The sequence below is a fragment of the Prosthecodimorpha hirschii genome, assembly GCF_001305515.1.
In the GTDB taxonomy this organism is placed as follows: Bacteria; Pseudomonadota; Alphaproteobacteria; order Rhizobiales; family Ancalomicrobiaceae; genus Prosthecodimorpha; species Prosthecodimorpha hirschii.
In genome coordinates this window covers 5,643,839-5,662,994 of record NZ_LJYW01000001.1, presented here as the reverse complement: position 1 = coordinate 5,662,994, position 19,156 = coordinate 5,643,839, and the positions used below count along the sequence as shown (strand labels likewise).

Here is a 19,156-nt window from a genome sequence, read left to right as displayed (position 1 = left end):
CCGACCGGGACGCCTCGATGACCGCCGCCTTGACCATCGCCCGCGAACCGCGCGTCGATTTTGCCGAGACCGCCCGCATGGCCTCGGCGGCCTTCGGCCAGGCCTTCTCGCCCGCGGCTCTGGAATGGCTCTACCGGGACGCCTTCTCGCAGGGCGCGATCGTCATCGGGGTCTCGGCGCTCGGGCGGAAGGTCGGCCAGCTCGTGCTGCTGCGCCAGTCGATCCGCCATCGCGGCGGCCTGCACCAGGGCGTCCTGGTGGTCGACCAATGCGTCGAGCCCGGCCACCGTTCGGGTCCGCTGATGATCCGGATGTATCGCGAGGGCATGGCCCAGTGCCGCGCGGAGGGCATCCGCTTCATGCTCGGCGTGCCCAATGCGACCGCCGTGCCGGTCGTCGAGCGCTTCGCCAAGGCGCCGCCCTGCCACCGGCTGGAGGCGCGGACCGGCATCGGGCTCGGCTCGACGCGCGCCGTATTCCTGTCGCAGGATCTCGACCGCCTCGGCGGCGCCGAAATTCTGGCCCTGTTCGAGAACCACCTCGCCGACGAGCCGGGCGACGGGATCGTGTGGACCGCCGAGACGCTGCTGCGCCGCCTCGGCAACCCGCGGCACCGCTACGGCATCGAGGCGACCGACAACGTCCTCCTGCTGTCCCGCCGGGCACGGATGAGCGGGCTGCCGGTCCTGTGCATTCTGGGCCTGTTCGCCCGGCCGGGCGCCGAAACCATGGGCAGCGAGATCCGCGCCGCGATCGCGGCCGCATGCCGACGCAGCCGGCGCCCCGTCTTCGTCTATGCGGGGTTGAACCCGGCCATCGGCGCCGTGCCGGGCTTCGCCGTGCCGACCGCGCTGCGCCGATCGCCGCTCACGCTGCACATTCGCGACGACGGTCCCGCCGAGCCCGGCGGCGCAAGCTCGACCCGCCTCGACCGCTACGAGCTGATCGATTTCGACTACGGCTGAACCGGCCGCGGCAGAGCCGGTACGCGGCCCCCCTACCGGTAGAGATATTCCACGAACAGGAGGTCATCGTCAGGCTCGCCCATGCGGGCGATGCGGGCGCCCATCGGCAAGGCGACCGGCAGGATGTCGGCGCGCGGGTCCGGCGGCTGCACCCGAGCGACGGCCATCGGGCCGGCCACCTCGAAGAGATTGCGCACGCGATAGCGCGCGTTGTCGGCCAGATGCAGCATCTGCCGCGCCGGCCGGTTGGCGAATTTCAGGTCGGCCCCCGTCGCCGAGACGACCACCGCCGGATGGGCGAGATTCTCGAGCACGTCGAAGCGGCCCGCAGGCGCGGCCGGCGCGGGTGCACGCGCCGGACCGGCGGCGTTGACGACCAGGAGCCCGCCGCGCGGCCCCTGCGGCCCGAGCCAATAGGGCGTGGCGCGCCACATCGCGCGGCGCCCGTCGGCCAGGATGATCCGGCCGGCCGTCCCTGCACGGCGCGCGAAAGCCTCGGCGACGGCCTTCATCATATCGGCCGGCAACCGCTCCGCGGCCGCCGCCAGTGCCGCCGGCCCCTCCCCGGCCGCCGGTGCGAACATCTGCAGCGCCGCGCCATTCGCCCGGCGCAGGTTCAAGGCCTCGTCGAACAGGATGACGCCGCTGTCGGTGGCCGCCAGGACGCTGTCGAGCAAAGCGCTCGACTGCCGGGCCGCATCGTCGCGCTCGCGCGGGACAGGCGATACCTCGATCACGCCGAAGACGTAGAGATCGCGGTCGTCGCGAACCGCCCGGCCGCACATGCGCAGCGGAATCCGGGCGCCGGCCGGCCCCCGTGCCACGATGTCGAGCCGACGGTCACTGTTGGGATTGGCCAGGAGATCGCGCACATAGCCGAAGAAGCGCAGCCGTTCCGGCTCGTCGTAGAACTGCGCCACCTCGCCGAGCGGCGTCCACCCGTAGCTCTTCTGGACCTTCTCGACGCCCAGTCCCTTCGGCCAGTAGATGCTCTCGCGTGCGCAGTCGAGCATCCAGTAGCCGACGTCCAGCGACAGCGCGATATCCCGGTAGAGCGCTTCCCTGTCGACCATGGCCATGTCCCGTTCCACCGGGAGCCTCGGCCCAAAATACCAATTTTTTACAAATTCAGGAATCTTTATGCGAGGCGTGGGCAAGGCGCCGTGGACGGCCGGAGCCGCCGCGCCTTGCCGCGACGGTTCCGGCCTCTGCGATGTCAACCGCGCCGAGGGCCGTCAGACGCCTTCATGCGGGCCGGATCACTCCGCTGCCGCGAGCAGGGTGCTCGGCCGCATCGACCGATCCTTCTTCAGTTCGGCCGCGATCAGGAACGCCAGTTCCAGCGCCTGACGGGCATTGAGCCGCGGGTCGCACAGGGTGTCGTACTGGTTGCCCAGATCGGCATCCTGGATCGCCACCGCGCCGCCGGTGCATTCGGTGACATTCTTGCCGGTCATCTCCAGATGCACGCCGCCCGCATAGGTGCCCTCGGTGCGATGGATGTCGAAGAAGGCCTGGACCTCCTCGAGGATGCGGCCGAACGGGCGGGTCTTGTGGCTGCTCGACGACGTGATGGTGTTGCCGTGCATCGGATCGCAGGACCAGATGACGTTGCGGCCTTCGCGCTCGACGGCGCGGATCAGGGCCGGCAGGTGCTTGCCGACCTTGTCGGAGCCGAACCGTGCGATCAACGTCAGGCGACCCGGACGGTTCGACGGGTTGAGCACGTCGATAAGTTCGAGCAGGCCGTCGGGCGTCAGCGAGGGGCCGCATTTCAGCCCGATCGGGTTCTCGATGCCGCGCATATACTCGATATGCGCGTGATCCGGCTGGCGGGTGCGGTCGCCGATCCAGAGCATGTGCGCGGAGGTGTCGTACCAGCCGCCCTCGACGGAGTCCTCGCGCGTCAGCGCCTCCTCGTAGGGCAGCAGCAGCGCCTCATGGCTGGTGTAGAAATGCACGCCCTGCAGCTGCGGGACCGTGTCGGCGGTCAGCCCGCAGGAGGCCATGAATTCGAGCGCCTCGGTGATCCGGTCCGCGAGTTCCTGGTACTGTTCGGCCACCGGGCTGTCGCTCAGGAAATCGAGCATCCAGCGGTTGACGCGCTCGAGCTTCGAATAGCCGCCGGTCGCGAAGCCGCGCAGCAGGTTCAGCGTCGCAGCCGATTGCCGATAGACCATGCGCATCCGCGTCGGATCGGGGATGCGGCTTTCCGGCGAGAAGTCGAAGCCGTTGATGATGTCGCCGCGATAGGCCGGGAGTTCGACGTCGCCGCGCTTCTCGACATTGGACGAGCGCGGCTTGGCGAACTGACCGGCAATCCGACCGACCTTCACGACCGGCAAGGCCGCCGAATAGGTCAAAACGACCGCCATCGACAGGAACACCTTGAAGAAGTCGCGAATGTTGTTGGCCGAATGCTCGGAGAAGCTCTCGGCGCAATCGCCGCCCTGCAACAGAAAGGCCCGGCGTTCGCAGACGCGCGCCAGCGCGATCTCCAGCTTGCGGGCCTCGTCGGCAATGGCCAGCGGCGGCCAGGTCCTGAGATCGTCCTCGACGGCGTGCAGGATCGCCTTGTCGGGATAGTCAGGAACCTGGACGATCGGCTTTGTCCGCCAGCTATCCGGGGACCAACCCCTCGCCGCCATTTTGTCGGTCATTACAGCGCACTCCACCCCGGGCCGGCCTGGACGAGCCCCCGTCTTGATTTGGGGCACGCTTATACACGCCGTGGCCCTGCGATGCTACCGCCACCCGTTTTCGACCCGGCCACGGCCGCCGCGCCGCTGCGTCAGCACCGGAGAGACGTCACATAGGCACTTGTCAATATAACGTAATAACACCGAGCCTAGTAGATTTACCGGACCAAAGCCTCATCCGAGCCTGCCAAGTTTCAATTCAGCGTTGACATCGCTATAAACTTTAAGGAATTTACTCTTACAAAATGAACTTAAAAGGGCGTCTCTTGTCATGACTCGTGCGCGTGGGAATACCGATTTTATTCAAGAAAATAAATATGAAAAGAAGTCGGAATCTTGCTATCGCGCCATCCGCAGCATGATTGTGGAAATGAAACTGCTGCCGGGGTCCTTTATCGACAAGTCCGTCCTGTGCCGGGAAATGAACGTATCCCGACAGCCGGTCACGACGGCACTATCACAGCTAGAGCGGGAGGGGCTGGTCGAGGTCCTTCCGCAGCGGGGCAGCTACGTCACCCGGCTCAGCCGGAAGGCGATCGCCGAGAGCCTGGGCATTCGCGCCGCACTCGAAAGCTATGCCACCCGTCGGATGGCCGAGCGCGCGACCGAGGCGGACCTGGCCAAGCTCGACGCCATCGTGGCCGACCTCGACGAGGCGCTCCAGAATCATGACGAGACGAAATACGTGGCTGCCAACCACGCATTTCATCTCGCCATCGCCGGCAGCAGCGGCTTTGGAAAGCTCGTCAATCAGGTCGATATCGGCCTGGCCATGACGGCGCGCGCCGCCCGCATGCTGCCGAGCGACATCTGGCTCAATCAATCCTTCCAGGAGCATCACCGGGACATCGTATCCGCGCTGCGCAAGCATGACGGCGTGATGGCCTGCGACATCGCTGCGGCGCATATCGACACGCTCGGCGAGGCCCTGCTGCGCTATTCCGTCGAGCGGCCCGAATACTTCGTCGACTGAGTTCGAACGGCCGGCTGCGGCGCCGCAGCCGGGGGCGCGCCGCCGACACGGGGGTGCCTGCCGAAGCGGTCCGCCGGCCGCCACCCGACAAACGGCGCGACCTGCCCCGACGGCCTTAAGCTGCCGTGCCGCGCCGGCCTTCAGATGGTGATCTGCGAGCCGAGATCGACCACGCGGCCATGCGGGATGTTGTAGTATTCTGCCGGCTCGGCCTGATTGCGGTAGAGGAAGATGAACAGACCGCGCAGCCAGGTCCACAGACCGCCCTCGTCGCCCTCGACAAGATGGGCGCGGCTGACGAAGTAGCTCAGGTCCTTGCGGTCGATATGGACCCCCATGGTCTCCGTCGCGTTCACGGCGGCCGGCACGTCGGGTGCTTCCATGAAGCCGAATCGGACCTGGACCAGAGCCAGTCCCTCGCCGAGCGTCTCCGCCTTGACCCGGCACGCATCCTCGATCCACGGCGTATCCGTCGTCTGGATCGACAGGAAGACGATCTGCTGATGGCACGCCTTGTTGTGCTTCAGATTGTGCAGGAAGGCGCGCGGCGCCAGCGTCTTGTCCTCCATCAGGTAGACCGCCGTGCCGCGGACATGTTCGACGCGCGGGCTGCGCAAGGCCGACAGGGCGATCTTCAGCGGCACGCCTTCATGCCGGCGCCGGGCGGCGAGCCGGATGCGGCCCATCCGCCAGCCGGCCATCACCAGGATCAGCAGCACGCCCAGCACCAGCGGCAGCCAGGCGCCATGCAGCACCTTGGTGGCGCAGGACAGGAAGAAGGACACGTCGAACAGCATGAAGAAGGCGACCACCGGGATCGCCTTCCAGGCCGGCCAGCCCCAGACCTTGCGCGCGACCAGGAAGGCCAGCATCGAGGTCACCACCATCGTGCCGGTGACCGCGAAGCCATAGGCCTCGGCGAGCTTCTCCGATTTCTGGAAGGCCAGCACGACGGTGATCACCGCCAAGAACAGGACCAGATTGACCGACGGCACATAGACCTGTCCGCGTTCCGCGGCCGAGGTGTGGCGCGTCTCGACCCGCGGCCAGAAGCCGAGATGCGACGCCTGGTGGGTGACCGCGAAGGCGCCCGAGATCACCGCCTGGCTGGCGATCACGGTCGCCAGGGTCGCGAGCACGACCAGGAACGGCTGCATGGCCGGCGGGACGAGATGGAAGAAGGTGTCGTGGGCGCCGTTGACCGGATCGCGCAGGGCATGGGCGCCCTGCCCGAGATAGTTGAGGATCAGCGACGGCGCGACGACGAAGACGAAGGCCTTGCGCACGGCCTGACGGCCGACATGCCCCATGTCGGCGTAGAGCGCCTCGGCACCGGTCACCGCCAGAACCACCACGGCCAGGATGGCGAAGGCGCCCCAGCCGGCATTGAGCAGGAAGGAGAGACCCCAGCGCGGATCGAAGGCGGCCAGCACGACCGGATACTGAACGATCTGCCAGAGACCGAGCACGGCGAGGACGCCGAACCAGATCAGCATGATCGGCCCGAACCAGCCGCCGACCCGCGAGGCGCCGCCGCGCTGGACGGCGAAGAGCGTGGTCAGGATGACGAGGGCGAGCGGCAGCACCAGATGGTCGAGCGCCGGCGCCGTCACCGAGAGGCCTTCGACGGCCGAAAGCACCGAGATGGCCGGGGTGATGACCGCATCGCCGTAGAACAGCGAGGCGCCGATGATGCCGAGCACCGCGATGAAGCCGGCCATGTTGGGCGCCGACTGATGCGCGAGCGCCATCAGGGCAAAGATGCCGCCCTCCCCGCGATTGTCGGCGCGCATGATGAAGGCCGCGTACCAGACGCCGACCACGATCAGCAGCGACCAGATGGCCAGCGACAGGAAGCCGAGCACGTCGGCCTGGATCGGCTGGATGACGCCGATCTTGAGCGCGGTGTCGAGCGTGTAGATCGGGCTCGTCCCGATGTCGCCGAAGACGATGCCCAGGGCGGCCAGCAGGCCCGATTGCGTCGCGCCATGCGCAAGCCCCGGTGCGGCCGCGCCGGCGGCGCCCTGGGTCGGGCCGGCGCCCGCGCCGCCCTGCGGGAGGCCCGGGTCGACCGCGACCGTATCGATGTCGGTATGCGCCATGGGCGCTAATCTCCTTGCCCTGCCGGGACAACGCCCGAACCCGGAAATCGATTGGTCGAGGGGCCGCCGGCCGTGTCGGGCCGGGACCTCCTGTCAAATTTCGCGATGTTCGGTTTTGGGTTCCGCTCGTCAGCTGCGGATCATCTGAACGCTCTCGAGCGTTCCGGCATACGCCTTCCTTTGAGGCTCGTCTCAAGCGCAGCGCTGATAGCAGGCCCGCGCGCGGAAGACAACGCCCCCCGCCTCTGCCTTTCGGACTGCGCCGCTTCGTCTCCGGCCGGTCGACCTCCGGCGGTCAGCCTGCGGCCGCCGGCAGGCGCGCCGGGTGCCGCTCCGACGGGACGCGCATCGTCACCAGTTCTTCCGCGGCGGTCGGATGCACCGCCATGGTGGCGTCGAAATCCGCCTTGGTCGCCCCCATCTTCAGCGCGATCCCGATCAACTGCACCATCTCGCCGGCATCCGGGCCGACGATGTGGCAGCCGAGCACCCGGTCGGTCTCGCCGTCGACCAGGAGCTTCATCAGCATGCGTTCCTCGCGGCCCGACAGTGTCGCCCGCATCGGCCGGAAGGTGGCGCGGTAGACGTCGTAGGCCCGGCCGGTCTCAATGACCGCATCTTCGGTCAGCCCCACCGTGCCGACCTCCGGCGTGGTGAACACCGCCGTCGGGACCAGCCGGTGGTCGACCGTCACCGGACGACCGCCGAACACGGTGTCGGCGAAGGCATGGCCCTCGCGGATCGCGACCGGGGTCAGGTTGAACCGATCGGTCACGTCGCCGACCGCATAGATCGACGGCACCGAACTGCGGCTCTGCGCGTCGACCACCACGGCGCCCTTGGCATCGAGCGTGACGCCCGCCGCCTCCAGGCCGAGACCGGCCGTGTTGGGGCGGCGCCCGATCGCCATCATGACGGTGTCGGCCACGAGCCGGCCGCCCGAGCGCAGGGTCACGTCGAGACCGTCCGCGGTCTTCTCGATCCGGCTGAAGATGTCGCCGCAAATGATGCGGACGCCACGCCTTTCGAGTTCGGCGTGGACATGCCGGCGGACCTCGCGATCGAAGCCGCGCAGAATCTCTTCGCCGCGATAGACCAGCGTCGTCTCGGTGCCGAGACCGGCCATCAGCGAGGCGAACTCGACCGCGATATAGCCCCCGCCGGCGACGACGAGGCGCCGCGGCTGGTGCTCGAGGTGGAACATCTCGTTCGAGGTGACGACATGCTCGACGCCGTCGAGCCGCTCGTCGACCTCGGCCCGGCCGCCCGTCGCGACCAGGATGGTCCCGGCCGTGATCCGCTCGCCGGTGGCGACCAGTTCGACCGCATGCGGCCCGACGACCTCGGCCCGGCTTTCCAGGATGGTGACGCCGGCCTTGGCGAGATTGGACCGGTAGATCCCTTCGAGCCGCGCGATCTCGCGGTCCTTGTTGGCGATCAGCGTCGCCCAGTCGAAGCGGGCCTCGCCGACCGTCCAGCCGAAGCCGGCCGCGTCGGCGAACTCGTCGGCGAAGCGGGACGCATAGACCATCAGCTTCTTGGGCACGCAGCCCCGGATCACGCAGGTGCCGCCGATGCGATATTCCTCGGCGATCGCGACGCGCGCACCGTGCTGGGCCGCGATCCGGGCGGCGCGCACGCCGCCGGATCCCGCGCCGATCACGAAGAGGTCGTAGTCATGGCTCATGATGCGTGCCCCGAACCGGTCCGGCTGCCCCATCGCCCGCCGGCCCCGAGGGGCAGCAGGCCGCCCGGCTCATGCCGACGGCGCGGGAGTGTTCCGCCGGGCGCCGCAGTGCCGGCGCCGGGCCCTCATGTACGGCCGGGCGGAGCGACTTTCACGCTCCGCATGGCAGGTGACCGAAATCCGACGATCGCGACGGTCGCCCCGACCGCTCCCGGCCGGTGCCCCCATCGCGGGGTCGGTCAAAGCGCGTGACCGCGCGCCTTCATCTCCTCGCGAACCTTCGCGACCATGTCCTGGGACAGCTGCTGCTGCCACTTCACGACGAACTGGGCCGAGGCCGCCACCATGGCCTGGGTTTCGTTGGCGAGCTTCTTGCCGACCGCCGAATTGTAGAACTTGGCGATCTCGTCGAGTTCGGCCTTCGAGAACTTGGAGGCCCAGATGCGCTGGATCTCCTTGTCGAGATCGACGCGGCGGGCCGCCATGTCGATGGCGACCTTGTTGGTGACCTCTTCGATGGTCGGCATCAGCGCCGGGTTGGAGCGCTGGAACAGGCCCTTGGTCTGCTGCGCGACCATCAGCAGGATGTTGTCGAAGCCCTCGGAAACCCTCGACGCCTCGATGGCGGCACGGGCGGAGGCGATGTGGTCCTTGGCAAACTCCTGGGCCGCGGCGCCGCTCGAGAGCGCAACGAGAACGCCCAGAACGGCGAGAGGCTTGGCGAGGGTTCGGATCATCGATGTCACTCCGATGGATGGTCAGGGCTCGAGAAGGGAGACCCCGTCCGGTCCCGCCACGACGGCGAGACTGGCGAGGCCGATGAACAGGCCATGCTCCACGCAGCCCGGAATGCCGGAAAGCGCCAATGCGAGCGCTTCTGGCTGCGGAATCCGGCGAAAAGATGCGTCGAGGATCAGATGACCGCCGTCGGTCAGATAGGGCCGGTCGCCGGCCATCCGCAGCTGCACGGGACCCTCGAGGCCGAGGGCCGCGGCGCGCGCGACGATCGCCCGGCGTGTCGCCTCCAGGCCGAAGGGCACCACCTCGATGGGGAGCGGAAAGGCGCCGAGCTCGGCCACGACCTTGGCGCTGTCGGCAATGACGATCATGCGCGCCGAAGCCGCCGCGACGATCTTCTCGCGCAGCAGGGCCCCGCCGCCGCCCTTGACCAGCGCCAGCCGCGGCCCGATCTCGTCCGCGCCGTCGATGGTCAGGTCGAGTTCGGGCAATTCGTCCAGCGTGGCGAGGCGGATGCCGAGCGAGGCGGCCAGGGCGGCCGTGCGTTCCGAGGTCGGCACGCCGACAATGTCGAGACCTTCGGCCACGCGCGGCCCGAGCAGCCGGACGAACGCCTCGGCTGTCGAGCCGGTTCCGAGGCCAAGCCGCATGCCCGGACGGACATGGGTCAGCGCAACCTCGGCTGCCTTCCGCTTCAATTCCGCACTCATGCCATCCGACCGTCTGCCGATCGCCGGCCCGATGCCGGCGGCTCTCCATACTCCAGCCCGTCGCTGCGGGCCAGTGGGTCCGGCTCAGGCCCGGCGCCGGCGCCGTCGGTTCTCCGCATGGATGAAAAATCGGCGGATGCAATTCGAGGAATGCCGTAGCGTCCGGGCCATGATTCTGCAGGCTATGCCGAAATATTAGGCAATACATTCGAATTTGCTTAACTGATCCCTTACCATATCGGTCGACCCTGACTCCGCCTCCTTCTGCCCGGGTCCGTCCATGTTCCGACGATTCCTCGCCTTGCGGTCGCAGTCCACCGCCATGCCCGCAGCCGGTCCCTCGGCGCAGGAGGACACCGGCGCGCCGGATCGCCAGGCTACCACCTCGCAGGCTTCCACCTCCCAGGCTTCCAACTCCCTGGCCACCACCTCCCAGGCCGCGATCGCCGACGTCGTCGCCCTGATCGAGGGGGATCTGAAGCGCGCGGAAGCCCGTCTTGCCGGCGTCGTGCAGGCCATGCTGCAGGCCGCCGGCACCAGCGCGGAGGCCGCAACCGCGATCCGCAGCGATGCCGGACGATTGGCCGGAGAGACCGAGACGGCCCGCAACGACATGGTCGGGCTGGCCGAGGCAATCGGAAGTTTCGCCGCGGCCAACGGCGAAGTCGGCCGCCAGGCCCAGCAATCCGACCGCCTCGTCGCCGAAGCCGAGGATGCCGGGGCCGCGGCGACCCGCAGCGTGGCGGATCTGCAGGGCGCGGTCGGACAGATCCAGTCCGTCGTGACGCTGATCGCCGATGTCGCGGGGCAGACCAATCTGCTCGCCCTCAACGCCACCATCGAGGCGGCACGCGCAGGTGCCGCCGGCCGCGGCTTCGCCGTGGTGGCCAGCGAGGTCAAGGCCCTGTCGGTCGAGACGCGCAAGGCGACCGACGAGATTTCCCGCCGCATCGCCACCTTGCACCAGACCGCCGAGACCTCGATTGCCGCGGTTTCGCGGGTCATCGAGACCATCGGGCGCATCCGTCCGGCCGCTGCCGCAGTGGCCGGCGCGGTCGCCGCGCAGGAGGCGCGGATCGCCGAGGCCAGCCGCAGCGCGACGGAGACCACCGGCTTCACCGAGGGGGTGGCGACGCGGGCGCAATCGATCCGGGCCGCGACCGATCAGGCCGTGCGCGTCGGCCAGGACGTCGAAGCCGCCGGAAACGCGATCGGCCGCTCGGTCCAGGACATGACGCGCCAGCTGGTCACGGTCCTGCGCCAGACGCCGGAGGCCGATCGCCGACGCTTCGACCGATGGCCGGTCGAACGGACCGGTCACTTCCGGGGACGCCACACCGCGACCGTGAAGACGGTCGACCTGTCGCTCGGCGGCGTGCTCGTTGCCGTATCCGGCGAAGCGCCGCGCGTCGGCGAACCGGTCTCGCTCGACATCGCTGGCGTCGGATCGGTCGACGGGCATGTCGTGGCGAACAGCCCGCTCGGCTGCCATATCGCCTTCCGAGCGCCGGTCCCGGCCAGCGTCGCCGCGTGCGTCGTCGCGGTGGCGGCCGAATTCGAGCAGGGGATCGCGCGGGCCAAGCGTGGGGCGGGCGCGATCGGCGAGACGCTGGCGGCCGCGATCCGGCGCGGCGAGCTTTCGTCCGCCGACCTGTTCGATACCGACTATTCGGCGATCCCGGACAGCGACCCGCAGCAATATGCCAACCGGGCGCTGGTCAGCCTCGACCGCCTGCTGCCGCCGATCCAGGAGCCGCTGCTGGCGGAGGATTCGCGCATGACCTTTGCGGCGGCCGTCGACGTGAACGGCTGGCTGCCGGTGCACAATCGGATCTATTCCCATCCGCAGCGCCGCGGCGATCCGGTCTGGAACGCGGCCAACGCCCGCAACCGGCGCATCTTCGACGATCGCGCCGGCCTCCTCGCCGCGCGCAACATGCGTCCGTTCCTGGTGCAAAGCTATCCGCGCGACCTCGGCGGCGGCAAGATCGTGATGATGAAGGAAATCGACGTGCCGATCATGGTCGACGGCCGCCATTGGGGCGGCTTCCGGACCGCCTACCGATACTGACCCGCCGGACCCTGCCGCCGGCGGCCGGCCCGGCCCGATCCCATCATAACCCGGTGATGCGCGAGCGCATTGCCGCGAGACCTGGACGGGCTGACCGTCCGTAAGTCCGCAGAATTGACCGCAGATCTGGCTCGCCGCACTCCGTCCCGGCCAATGAAGTTATCAATTCGGTCATCTTGCGTTATCGAAATCTCATATTTCGATGCTTTGTGCTCAAGTCCTCACATGATAGAAGCGGCACTCGTTTCTTGTACGAGGAGCATCGCATCACATGGGACACGCCAAGAGCCACAAATCTCCTTACGGCTCGCCGGCCTCACTTCTTTACAATAACATCAAGGCACTGTTCCATCGCGAATTGATGATGAGCAGTCGGGGGCGCCTCGGCTTTGCGGGCATCTTCATCGAACCGCTCGCCTTCATCGTCGGAATGTCGCTGCTGCGCTACGAGATGAACCCGGCACCGCCGCTCGGCAGCAGCATGATGCTGTTCTTTCTCAACGGCGTCGTGGTTTTCTACTGCTTCAACCGTACGGAAGCCGACATCTCCGCCTCGATGACCAAGAACAAGGTCATCCTCGCCTTTCCGGTGATCACCCCGTTCGATATCTATGCCACCGAATTCATCATGACGATGTTCGTCATGTTGACGATCTATCATGTCTTCCTGGTCAGCCACAATTTCTTCATTCAGGGCTTCTATCCCGACCAGGTCATCTGGCCGAAAGATATCCTCCGCGTCTACTTCGCCATCCTGATGGCTGGGCTGTACGGTTTCGTTCTCGGCGTGTTCAATGCTTCGCTGGAGGTCTTCTTCCCGGTCTGGGGCAAGGCCTACTCGATCGTCCGGCGGGCCCAGTACCTGTTCTCGGGCAAGATGTTCGTGGTCGACTACATGCCGCCGACCATGCGCGAGATCATCGTCTGGAATCCGCTGATGCATCCGATCGAATTGGCGCGCTCGGCCTTCTACAGCCAGTATGAGAGCAAGTCGGTCGACCTCGGCTACTTCTTCACCACCATGCTGTGCATCGCGGTGATCGGCTTCGCTCTGGAGCGTTTCGCCCGCAAGCGGCTGACGACCGAGTCCTGATCGGCGGCGGGTCTCTCCCCGGGTGCCGGGACATCACGAGGACCCCGCCAATGCGATGGGAGGCGGCGGGTCTTTCGCTGCGCGGCAGCAATCGGCATGGTCGTCTCCAAGGATCGGGCATCGGATCCCGGCCTGATCACTTGAGGGAGACGACGATGACCCGTAAATATGCCGCCCTTGCTTTTGCCGCCGCCGCCATGCTGCTCGCGGCCGCCGGCGTCGCCGAAGCCGGATACTACGATATCTACGGCTTCTATCATCCGACCTGTCAGTGGGTGCCCGACTATTACAGCCAGGTCTGGCTGTGCCAGTGATCCCGACCCCACGGCCATGACGCCCCCGACGGCCGCCGATCCGGCGGCCGTTGCCGTTCGGGCCGCCCTCGCCGCCTCGGCGGCTATTGTCGCGCCCGCGGTCCTTGCCGCGCCGGCTTCGATCAGGCGCCGCCGCCCGCCCGTGATGCGAGGATCTTGGCGCGCAGGTCGCGCACCGTGGCGCCGAAGATCTGCTCCATGACGCCGGTCGAGCGCACCAGCACGGTCCCATAGGGGGACTTGGCCCGATCCAGGAAGCCGCCCTCGGCCGCCGCCACCGCCAGCTTGCGGGCCGTTTCCGTCGACATGACCGTCACCAGGAAGCGCGCGAGATTCGACTGGTCGAGCTGCCCGGGCCGATCGCGCCAGTTCTGCAGCAGCCGCGGCAGGGTATCGGACGTGAACATCGCGTCGAGCAGGCGCTGCTTGCGCAAGCCGAGCCGCCGCATCTTCTCGGCATCCTTGGTCAGCCCGACGATATGGGCATTGTGCACGTCGGCCAGCTGCTCGATCTGCTCGACCTCTTCGATCCCGCGTGCGCGCAGCAGGAAGAAGAATTCCGCGAACTGGTACATGGATTCGATACGCAGCGTATCGAGCACGTCCGGGTCCCGCGACAGGCTCGCCGAAGCCAGCCGCTCCGACAGCGTGGCCCGCGCCCACAACAAGCCTTCGAGCAGGTCGAGATCGGCGGCGATTGCCTGCTGATCGGCAAAGATGTCGTTGTCGCTCATCGCCTCCCCCCGGCCACCGCGTGGAACGGCGGCCGAGCGATCCGGGCCGCATCCCATCCGGCGAATGCGCCGCGAGCCTAGCGCAAGTTCTCGCCGGACGGAAACACTCCGACACGATGCGGCAATGGGAAACAAGGACTTGGGTCGCCGGAGCCGCCGCCCCGGCATCCGGCCGTAAGGGCGCGGCGGCCGAGGACGGCCGCCCGCAGGCCGTCAGTTCAGCACCACGTCCTCGGCAATCTCGTCGTAGAAGGCAGGCTGCTGGACATGCTTGACGCTCTGCGCCAGGTCGCGCACCTCGCGCTGCAACTGCTTGGCGATCTGGAGATGGGTCAGCCCCGGCTTCTGAAGCAAGGGGATCAGACGCCGCGTGAAGATCGAGTTCGGATCGCGGTCGGTCTTGGAGAGCCGATCGAGCGCAAGCTGGCCATAGCCGGCCGACATCAGGACGAAGGTCCCGCTCTGGGATTCGATCCGGCCGAGGCCGCGGGTCGGCGCGCCGCCACGCGCGCCCTCGACCGTAAAGGGGTTCTCCCGGCAGGCGTCGATGATCGCCACCACCTTCGCCCCACCGGCGCGACGCGCGCGCTGGATCAGCGCATCGATCGAGACGGCCTCGTCGCGGATCAGCCCCGCCGCTCCGGCGGAGACCTTCGGCATGTCGACGGGCAGGATATAGCCGGCATTGTCGATCGAAATGCCGTGACCCGCATAATAGATCAGGGCCACGTCGGCATTGCCGATCGAGGCTTCGAACTCGGCCACCAGGCGATTGATCGCGCTTCGGTCGAGATTGGTACCCTTGCGCACGTCGTAGCCGATCGTGGTCAGCACCCGGGCGACCGCATCGGCATCCGAAACCGCCCGCTCGAGGCGGTCGATATGGGCATAGTCGTTGTTGCCGATGACCAGGGCGACCCGCCGGCCGGCCCGCGGCACGACGGTGCCGGCCACCGGCGCGGCGGCGTTGCCGGTGGTCGGCGGCGGCGCCGCGGCCGCGCCGGTTTCCGGTCGCGACGGCCCCGGCGCGGGCGCGTCGGGCGCCTTGGCGACCTGGAGGTCGCCCGGAATGTCGAGGAACTTGGCCGGGGCCGAAATGACCACCGTGCGCATCCCCTGCTTGTAGAGATCCGCCAGATTGGCATCGAGCTTGCCGGCGCGGTTCCAGTCGCGCTGGCCGGCAGCCCGGTCGACGCGACCGTTCAGATTGCCGCGATTGTTCCAGGCGCCGGCATTGGCCGGCTCGGCCGCGACCGCCCGGTCGAGCAGCGCGATCGCCTCGCGGGTGCGGCCGGCATCGCCGAGGACGGTCGCCTTGTTCATCAGCGCGCCGACGAGTTGGGGATCGAGCGCCAGGGCGGCGTCGTAGTCGGCGATCTGCCGTTCGGCGCTCCGGGTCACGTCGCGATGCCACAGGCCGCGCCCGAAATAGGCGCTCGCCGTCGGATGGAGGCGGATCGAGGCGTCGAGATCGGCCTTCTGCCGGTCGCGATCCTTGCGCGATCCGTGGGCGACCGCGCGGTTGAACAGGGCCCGGGCGCGGGTCTCGGCCGAGAGCGTCGCGGTATCCGCAATCCGCGTGCAGGCTTCGATTGCAGCGACGGCATCGCTGCCGCGGCAGCGCATCCAGTCCTCCTGCGCCGCCTGCGCCGCCGCCGGCGCGGCGGCAAGTCCCCAGGGGGCGGTCAACAAGGCTGCAAGGATGACGTTTCGGACTGAAGGGACCATGATCGCACGGGCCTCGGCTCGGTGACGGGGCGTGGTGACGGGCTTGGTGGCGGAGCTTGGTGGCAGGACCGGCCGGCGCGCGCGGGCACCGGCCGGCCGTCGTTCACTTGGCGGCCGCCTTGGGCAGGCCGACATAACCGGCCATCACGACGAGACCGGTCGGCTTGTGGCGCAGCGCGAAGACGAACGGCTTGTCGAAGGTCACGCGCGGCAGGCGCGGGCCGGCGGAACGGGTGACGACCGCAGCCGTCGCCCCGGCCGCCACCGTGCCGGCCTCGTCGACCGCGACGACCGTCTTCTGCAGCATGGCGGAGAGCGACAGGCCGTCGGCGAAGCCGGCCAGGCCCTTCGGCGAGGCGAGGCCGGCGCCGAGACCGGCCTGTTTCAGAAGCGGCAGCAGATCGCGGCTGTTCTCCGCCGAAAAGCCCGGCAGCGAAAGTTCGATCTCGGCCTCGGCGAGGCCCTCGCCGGCGAGCAGCGCGGGTGCCGGCGCCTTGGCGAAGGCGGCGGCGTCGGCCGGAGCATCCGTGGTGGTGACCAGCGTCATGGCATAGCGCGCGTCGCGATAGGGCAGTTCGACCGCCGCGAAGCGGCCCTGCACCTTCATGGCGACCGGCTTGCCGTCGAGCCGCATGGTCGGTACCTCGGCCTTCTTGCCGTCGCCGCCGGTGAAGGGCATCGGCCGGGTATCGGCCGGATCGAACGGCACCGCCCAGCAGTCGCGGAAATGGAAGGCGTTGACGGCGACCATGGCGGTGTTGGCGCCGGGGGTGTCGAGGATGGTCGGGATCAGCCCCTTGGTGGCGTCGGACACGAAGCCGTTGACCGCCTTGACGCCCGCATCGGTCGTCAGCGCGACCGAGCGGACCGGGACGCCGGCTTCCGCCAGCAGCGTTTCGGCGATGCCCGGCTTCAGGCCCAGCCCCTCGTCGACGAACAGCGCATCGGCGGCGGCGAGCGGCCCGGTGCCGGGCTTGTCGGCGCCCAGACGGCGCAGTGCGCGGCGCAGGTCGGCCGCCTTGGCGGGGGTCTTCTCCCCGCCGAGAACCTTCTCGATGCCCTTGCGCATCGGCTCGTCGGCACCGAGTTCGAGCGCGGTCAGGACCGCGGTCAGACCCGTCGGCGAGACGGTCACGGTCTCGGCCGAGCCGGCCGGCGAGAGCTTGGCCAGGAGCCCGAGGGCGAGGCCGGTCTGAGAGGCGCCGATGGCCTTCTCGGCGGCGCCGATCGGCCAGGCGACCGATCCGCTCGGGCCGCCCGCCGCACAGCCGGGATCGGATGCGGCGGCCGTCGTGGCCGGCGGGGCTGCCGTGGTCGCCGGTGCCGGCGCGTTGGCGGCGGGCGCCGGGGTCGCGGCAACGGACGGGGCCGGGGCTGCAGCGGGAGCCGGCGCGCCGGCCGGCGGCGGTGCAGCCGCGGCCGGCGTCGCATCGTCGGACAGGCCGGCGGAGGTGCCGGCGATCAGGAGGGCTCCGGCAAGCCACAGCGATGTGCGGTTCATGAGTCGTCTCCGTCGGGGGCCAAACGGTCGGACCTGATCCGCCGCGGCTCTGTCTTCATCTCGGGGCCAGACAAGCGGCCGGCCCTGCCCGATCTGCGGGCCAGGGTCGGCGGACCGGCGCAGCGCCCGTTCCGGGACGCCGCGCCGGGCGGCTCACTGGACGATCTCGTATTCGAACTCGGACACCGCACGGTCGGTCGGCGCCTCGACCTTGACGGCCTGGATGCCGCGGGTGCGGACTTCGCGATCGACCAGCTCGGCCAGCATCTGGTCGAGATTGGGAATGTCCGAGCCGTCGGCATAGCGGCCGAGCACGTCGTCGACCTTGACGCGCTCGGGCAGGACCAGCGCGATCAGACGGTTCGGGCCGACCGGCGGGGTGACCTGGAAGCGGAAGCCCTGCTGGCGCTGCTTGGCGGAGGGGACCCCCAGGAGCCGGCCGGCGTCGATGCGGGCGATCGCCCCATTCTCCTGGCCGCTCGGCATGCCCTTGGAGGGGAAGATCTGGTAGGAGCGGCCATTCGAGTCCTGGTTGAACAGGGCAAGCCGGCCGCTGACCGAAGAGATCACGCGGATATCCAGGAACTGGCCGACCTTCAGCCGCGGCCCCTGCACGATCTCGACCTTGACCTGAGCATTCTGGCTCGGCTTGTCGGTCGTCTGGGCACCCTGCGTGACGGTGCCGAGCGCCTGCTCGGTGCCGGCCACGACCGGCTTTTCCGGCCCCTGCTGGACCTGGAAATCGGCATCGCTGACCCGCTCGCGGATCCAGCGCTCGAAATGGCCGACCGAGGCATAGACGCCCGGCAGGTTCGGCCGGCCGCAGCCCTTGCCCCAGCTGACCACGCCGACCTGCAGGAACTCGCCGTTGCGGCCGGGCACGAACATCGGACCGCCCGAGTCGCCCTGGCAGGAATCCTTGCCGCCCTTGTCGTAGCCGGCGCAGTAATTGGCGTTGGTGATCCGATCGTTGCCGTAGACCTCCTGGCAGCGGTTCTGCTTCACCACCGGAACGTCGACCTGCATCAGCTGGGACGAGGCGTCGCCGCCCTCCGAGGTGGCGCCGAAGCCGATCACGGTGCCCTTGCGGTCCGGCACCACCAGCTGGCCCATCAACGGCCCGCTGGCCAGGCTCTGGCGCGGCGATTTGGCGGCGCCGGCCAGGCGCAGCAGCGCCACGTCGTTCAGGGTTTTCGAGCCGTCATAGTCCGGATGGGCGACGATCTCGGCGACCTGCACGTCGTTCTTGCTGCCGCCGTTCAGATCGTTGGTGCCTTCGCGGATGAAGAAGCTGGCATTGCTCTGCTTCTTCATGGCGGCGGCGCAATGCGCCGCAGTCAGGATCCAGCGTTCGGAGATGACCGTGCCGCCGCAGAAGTTGAACGGCTTCTCGCCCTGGCGCTGGATGAAGATCGCCGCCATGCTGGGCCACTTGCCGGCTTCCGCCTGGCTGCCGTCGAGAATGCGGTCGGTGCGCGTCCGGCTGCGCGCCAGGTCGTCGATGCTCGGCTCCTCATCGAAATTCGAAGCCCGGCCGAGCCCGCGCATCGGGTCGGCCTGCGCCATGCGCAAGAGACCCGCATCCGCTTCGGCCGCCACGCCGGTGCGCATCGAGATCGCCTCGCCTGCGGCAAGGCCCGTCACCAACGCGACGCCCAGCATCGCCGCCTTGCGGGCGCGCCGGCCCGATCCCAGAACCTGCTTCACGTCCATCTGCGTCCCCCCGGTCTCGATTGGAGGCCTGAATTCTGTCCGGAGCCGGCACGACCTCCGCGCCTCCCCGCTGCGCCAGACTATGAGCCCAAACCCGCGCAACCGGCAAGGCGAGGCCCATAGCTATA

15 protein-coding genes are annotated in these 19,156 nt (G+C 68.5%); 5 read left to right on the top strand and 10 right to left on the bottom strand.

Annotation, left to right across the window (positions count from 1 at the left end; genetic code table 11):
- The first annotated feature begins 17 nt into the window (after positions 1-17).
- The gene (locus ABB55_RS24845) at positions 18-965 is read left to right on the top strand and encodes a GNAT family N-acetyltransferase (RefSeq protein ID WP_152982178.1); all 948 of its coding nucleotides are present in this window, start codon (positions 18-20) and stop codon (positions 963-965) included.
- Between the two features lie 32 nt (positions 966-997).
- Here the strand turns inward: ABB55_RS24845 and ABB55_RS24840 are convergent, their stop codons facing one another.
- Together ABB55_RS24840 and ABB55_RS24835 are read right to left on the bottom strand one after the other, a co-directional pair.
- On the bottom strand, positions 998-2,038 hold the full coding sequence (locus ABB55_RS24840; RefSeq protein ID WP_152982177.1) for a PAS domain-containing protein: 1,041 nt from the start codon (positions 2,036-2,038) through the stop codon (positions 998-1,000).
- Between the two features lie 186 nt (positions 2,039-2,224).
- Complete coding sequence (locus ABB55_RS24835; RefSeq protein WP_394367251.1) at positions 2,225-3,625, bottom strand: class II 3-deoxy-7-phosphoheptulonate synthase; 1,401 nt, start codon at positions 3,623-3,625, stop codon at positions 2,225-2,227.
- Between the two features lie 310 nt (positions 3,626-3,935).
- Between ABB55_RS24835 and ABB55_RS24830 the strand changes: the two genes are divergently transcribed.
- Positions 3,936-4,637, top strand: a complete 702-nt coding sequence (locus ABB55_RS24830) for a GntR family transcriptional regulator (RefSeq protein WP_083463924.1) — start codon at positions 3,936-3,938, stop codon at positions 4,635-4,637.
- A gap of 140 nt (positions 4,638-4,777) precedes the next feature.
- Here the strand turns inward: ABB55_RS24830 and ABB55_RS24825 are convergent, their stop codons facing one another.
- The 4 genes from ABB55_RS24825 to rpiA all read right to left on the bottom strand — a co-directional run bounded on the left by ABB55_RS24825 (position 4,778) and on the right by rpiA (position 9,874).
- On the bottom strand, positions 4,778-6,739 hold the full coding sequence (locus ABB55_RS24825) for a potassium transporter Kup (RefSeq protein WP_054361217.1): 1,962 nt from the start codon (positions 6,737-6,739) through the stop codon (positions 4,778-4,780).
- Positions 6,740-7,034: 295 nt separating this feature from the next.
- The gene (gor, locus tag ABB55_RS24820) at positions 7,035-8,429 is read right to left on the bottom strand and encodes a glutathione-disulfide reductase (RefSeq protein ID WP_152982290.1); all 1,395 of its coding nucleotides are present in this window, start codon (positions 8,427-8,429) and stop codon (positions 7,035-7,037) included.
- Positions 8,430-8,665: 236 nt separating this feature from the next.
- Positions 8,666-9,163 (bottom strand): DUF2059 domain-containing protein, encoded by a 498-nt coding sequence (locus tag ABB55_RS24815; protein ID WP_054361216.1) that lies wholly within the window; start codon positions 9,161-9,163, stop codon positions 8,666-8,668.
- 21 nt (positions 9,164-9,184) lie between these two features.
- Positions 9,185-9,874, bottom strand: coding sequence for a ribose-5-phosphate isomerase RpiA (rpiA, locus tag ABB55_RS24810; RefSeq protein WP_054361215.1), 690 nt, complete (start codon positions 9,872-9,874; stop codon positions 9,185-9,187).
- 280 nt (positions 9,875-10,154) lie between these two features.
- Between rpiA and ABB55_RS24805 the strand changes: the two genes are divergently transcribed.
- The 3 genes from ABB55_RS24805 to ABB55_RS30525 all read left to right on the top strand — a co-directional run bounded on the left by ABB55_RS24805 (position 10,155) and on the right by ABB55_RS30525 (position 13,352).
- Positions 10,155-11,945 carry a methyl-accepting chemotaxis protein gene (locus ABB55_RS24805; protein WP_152982176.1) on the top strand — a complete coding sequence of 597 codons (1,791 nt, stop codon included), beginning with the start codon at positions 10,155-10,157 and terminating at the stop codon, positions 11,943-11,945.
- Between the two features lie 271 nt (positions 11,946-12,216).
- Complete coding sequence (locus ABB55_RS24800) at positions 12,217-13,038, top strand: ABC transporter permease (RefSeq protein ID WP_054361213.1); 822 nt, start codon at positions 12,217-12,219, stop codon at positions 13,036-13,038.
- A 155-nt stretch (positions 13,039-13,193) separates the two neighbouring features.
- Complete coding sequence (locus tag ABB55_RS30525; RefSeq protein ID WP_160321317.1) at positions 13,194-13,352, top strand: hypothetical protein; 159 nt, start codon at positions 13,194-13,196, stop codon at positions 13,350-13,352.
- A 122-nt stretch (positions 13,353-13,474) separates the two neighbouring features.
- Here ABB55_RS30525 and ABB55_RS24795 read toward each other — a convergent pair whose 3' ends face one another.
- From ABB55_RS24795 to ABB55_RS24780, 4 genes are all read right to left on the bottom strand, one after another.
- Positions 13,475-14,086: a hypothetical protein gene (locus tag ABB55_RS24795; RefSeq protein ID WP_152982175.1), complete on the bottom strand. Its 612-nt coding sequence runs from the start codon at positions 14,084-14,086 to the stop codon at positions 13,475-13,477.
- Between the two features lie 213 nt (positions 14,087-14,299).
- Positions 14,300-15,814, bottom strand: coding sequence for a caspase family protein (locus ABB55_RS24790; RefSeq protein WP_152982174.1), 1,515 nt, complete (start codon positions 15,812-15,814; stop codon positions 14,300-14,302).
- A gap of 103 nt (positions 15,815-15,917) precedes the next feature.
- Positions 15,918-17,315, bottom strand: a complete 1,398-nt coding sequence (locus ABB55_RS24785) for a serpin family protein (protein WP_054361210.1) — start codon at positions 17,313-17,315, stop codon at positions 15,918-15,920.
- Positions 17,316-17,468: 153 nt separating this feature from the next.
- Positions 17,469-19,028, bottom strand: coding sequence for a trypsin-like serine protease (locus tag ABB55_RS24780; protein ID WP_054361209.1), 1,560 nt, complete (start codon positions 19,026-19,028; stop codon positions 17,469-17,471).
- Positions 19,029-19,156 lie beyond the last annotated feature (128 nt).

Excerpts from the sequence above, each read along its gene's own strand:
- ABB55_RS24845 (WP_152982178.1), top strand. The coding sequence starts at position 18 with ATGACCGCCGCCTTGACCATCGCCCGCGAACCGCGCGTCGATTTTGCC.
- ABB55_RS24840 (WP_152982177.1), bottom strand. The coding sequence starts at position 2,038 with ATGGTCGACAGGGAAGCGCTCTACCGGGATATCGCGCTGTCGCTGGAC.
- ABB55_RS24835 (WP_394367251.1), bottom strand. The coding sequence starts at position 3,625 with ATGACCGACAAAATGGCGGCGAGGGGTTGGTCCCCGGATAGCTGGCGG.
- ABB55_RS24830 (WP_083463924.1), top strand. The coding sequence starts at position 3,936 with ATGACTCGTGCGCGTGGGAATACCGATTTTATTCAAGAAAATAAATAT.
- ABB55_RS24825 (WP_054361217.1), bottom strand. The coding sequence starts at position 6,739 with ATGGCGCATACCGACATCGATACGGTCGCGGTCGACCCGGGCCTCCCG.
- ABB55_RS24815 (WP_054361216.1), bottom strand. The coding sequence starts at position 9,163 with ATGATCCGAACCCTCGCCAAGCCTCTCGCCGTTCTGGGCGTTCTCGTT.
- rpiA (WP_054361215.1), bottom strand. The coding sequence starts at position 9,874 with ATGAGTGCGGAATTGAAGCGGAAGGCAGCCGAGGTTGCGCTGACCCAT.
- ABB55_RS24805 (WP_152982176.1), top strand. The coding sequence starts at position 10,155 with ATGTTCCGACGATTCCTCGCCTTGCGGTCGCAGTCCACCGCCATGCCC.
- ABB55_RS24800 (WP_054361213.1), top strand. The coding sequence starts at position 12,217 with ATGGGACACGCCAAGAGCCACAAATCTCCTTACGGCTCGCCGGCCTCA.
- ABB55_RS30525 (WP_160321317.1), top strand. The coding sequence starts at position 13,194 with ATGACCCGTAAATATGCCGCCCTTGCTTTTGCCGCCGCCGCCATGCTG.
- ABB55_RS24795 (WP_152982175.1), bottom strand. The coding sequence starts at position 14,086 with ATGAGCGACAACGACATCTTTGCCGATCAGCAGGCAATCGCCGCCGAT.
- ABB55_RS24790 (WP_152982174.1), bottom strand. The coding sequence starts at position 15,814 with ATGGTCCCTTCAGTCCGAAACGTCATCCTTGCAGCCTTGTTGACCGCC.
- ABB55_RS24785 (WP_054361210.1), bottom strand. The coding sequence starts at position 17,315 with ATGAACCGCACATCGCTGTGGCTTGCCGGAGCCCTCCTGATCGCCGGC.
- ABB55_RS24780 (WP_054361209.1), bottom strand. The coding sequence starts at position 19,028 with ATGGACGTGAAGCAGGTTCTGGGATCGGGCCGGCGCGCCCGCAAGGCG.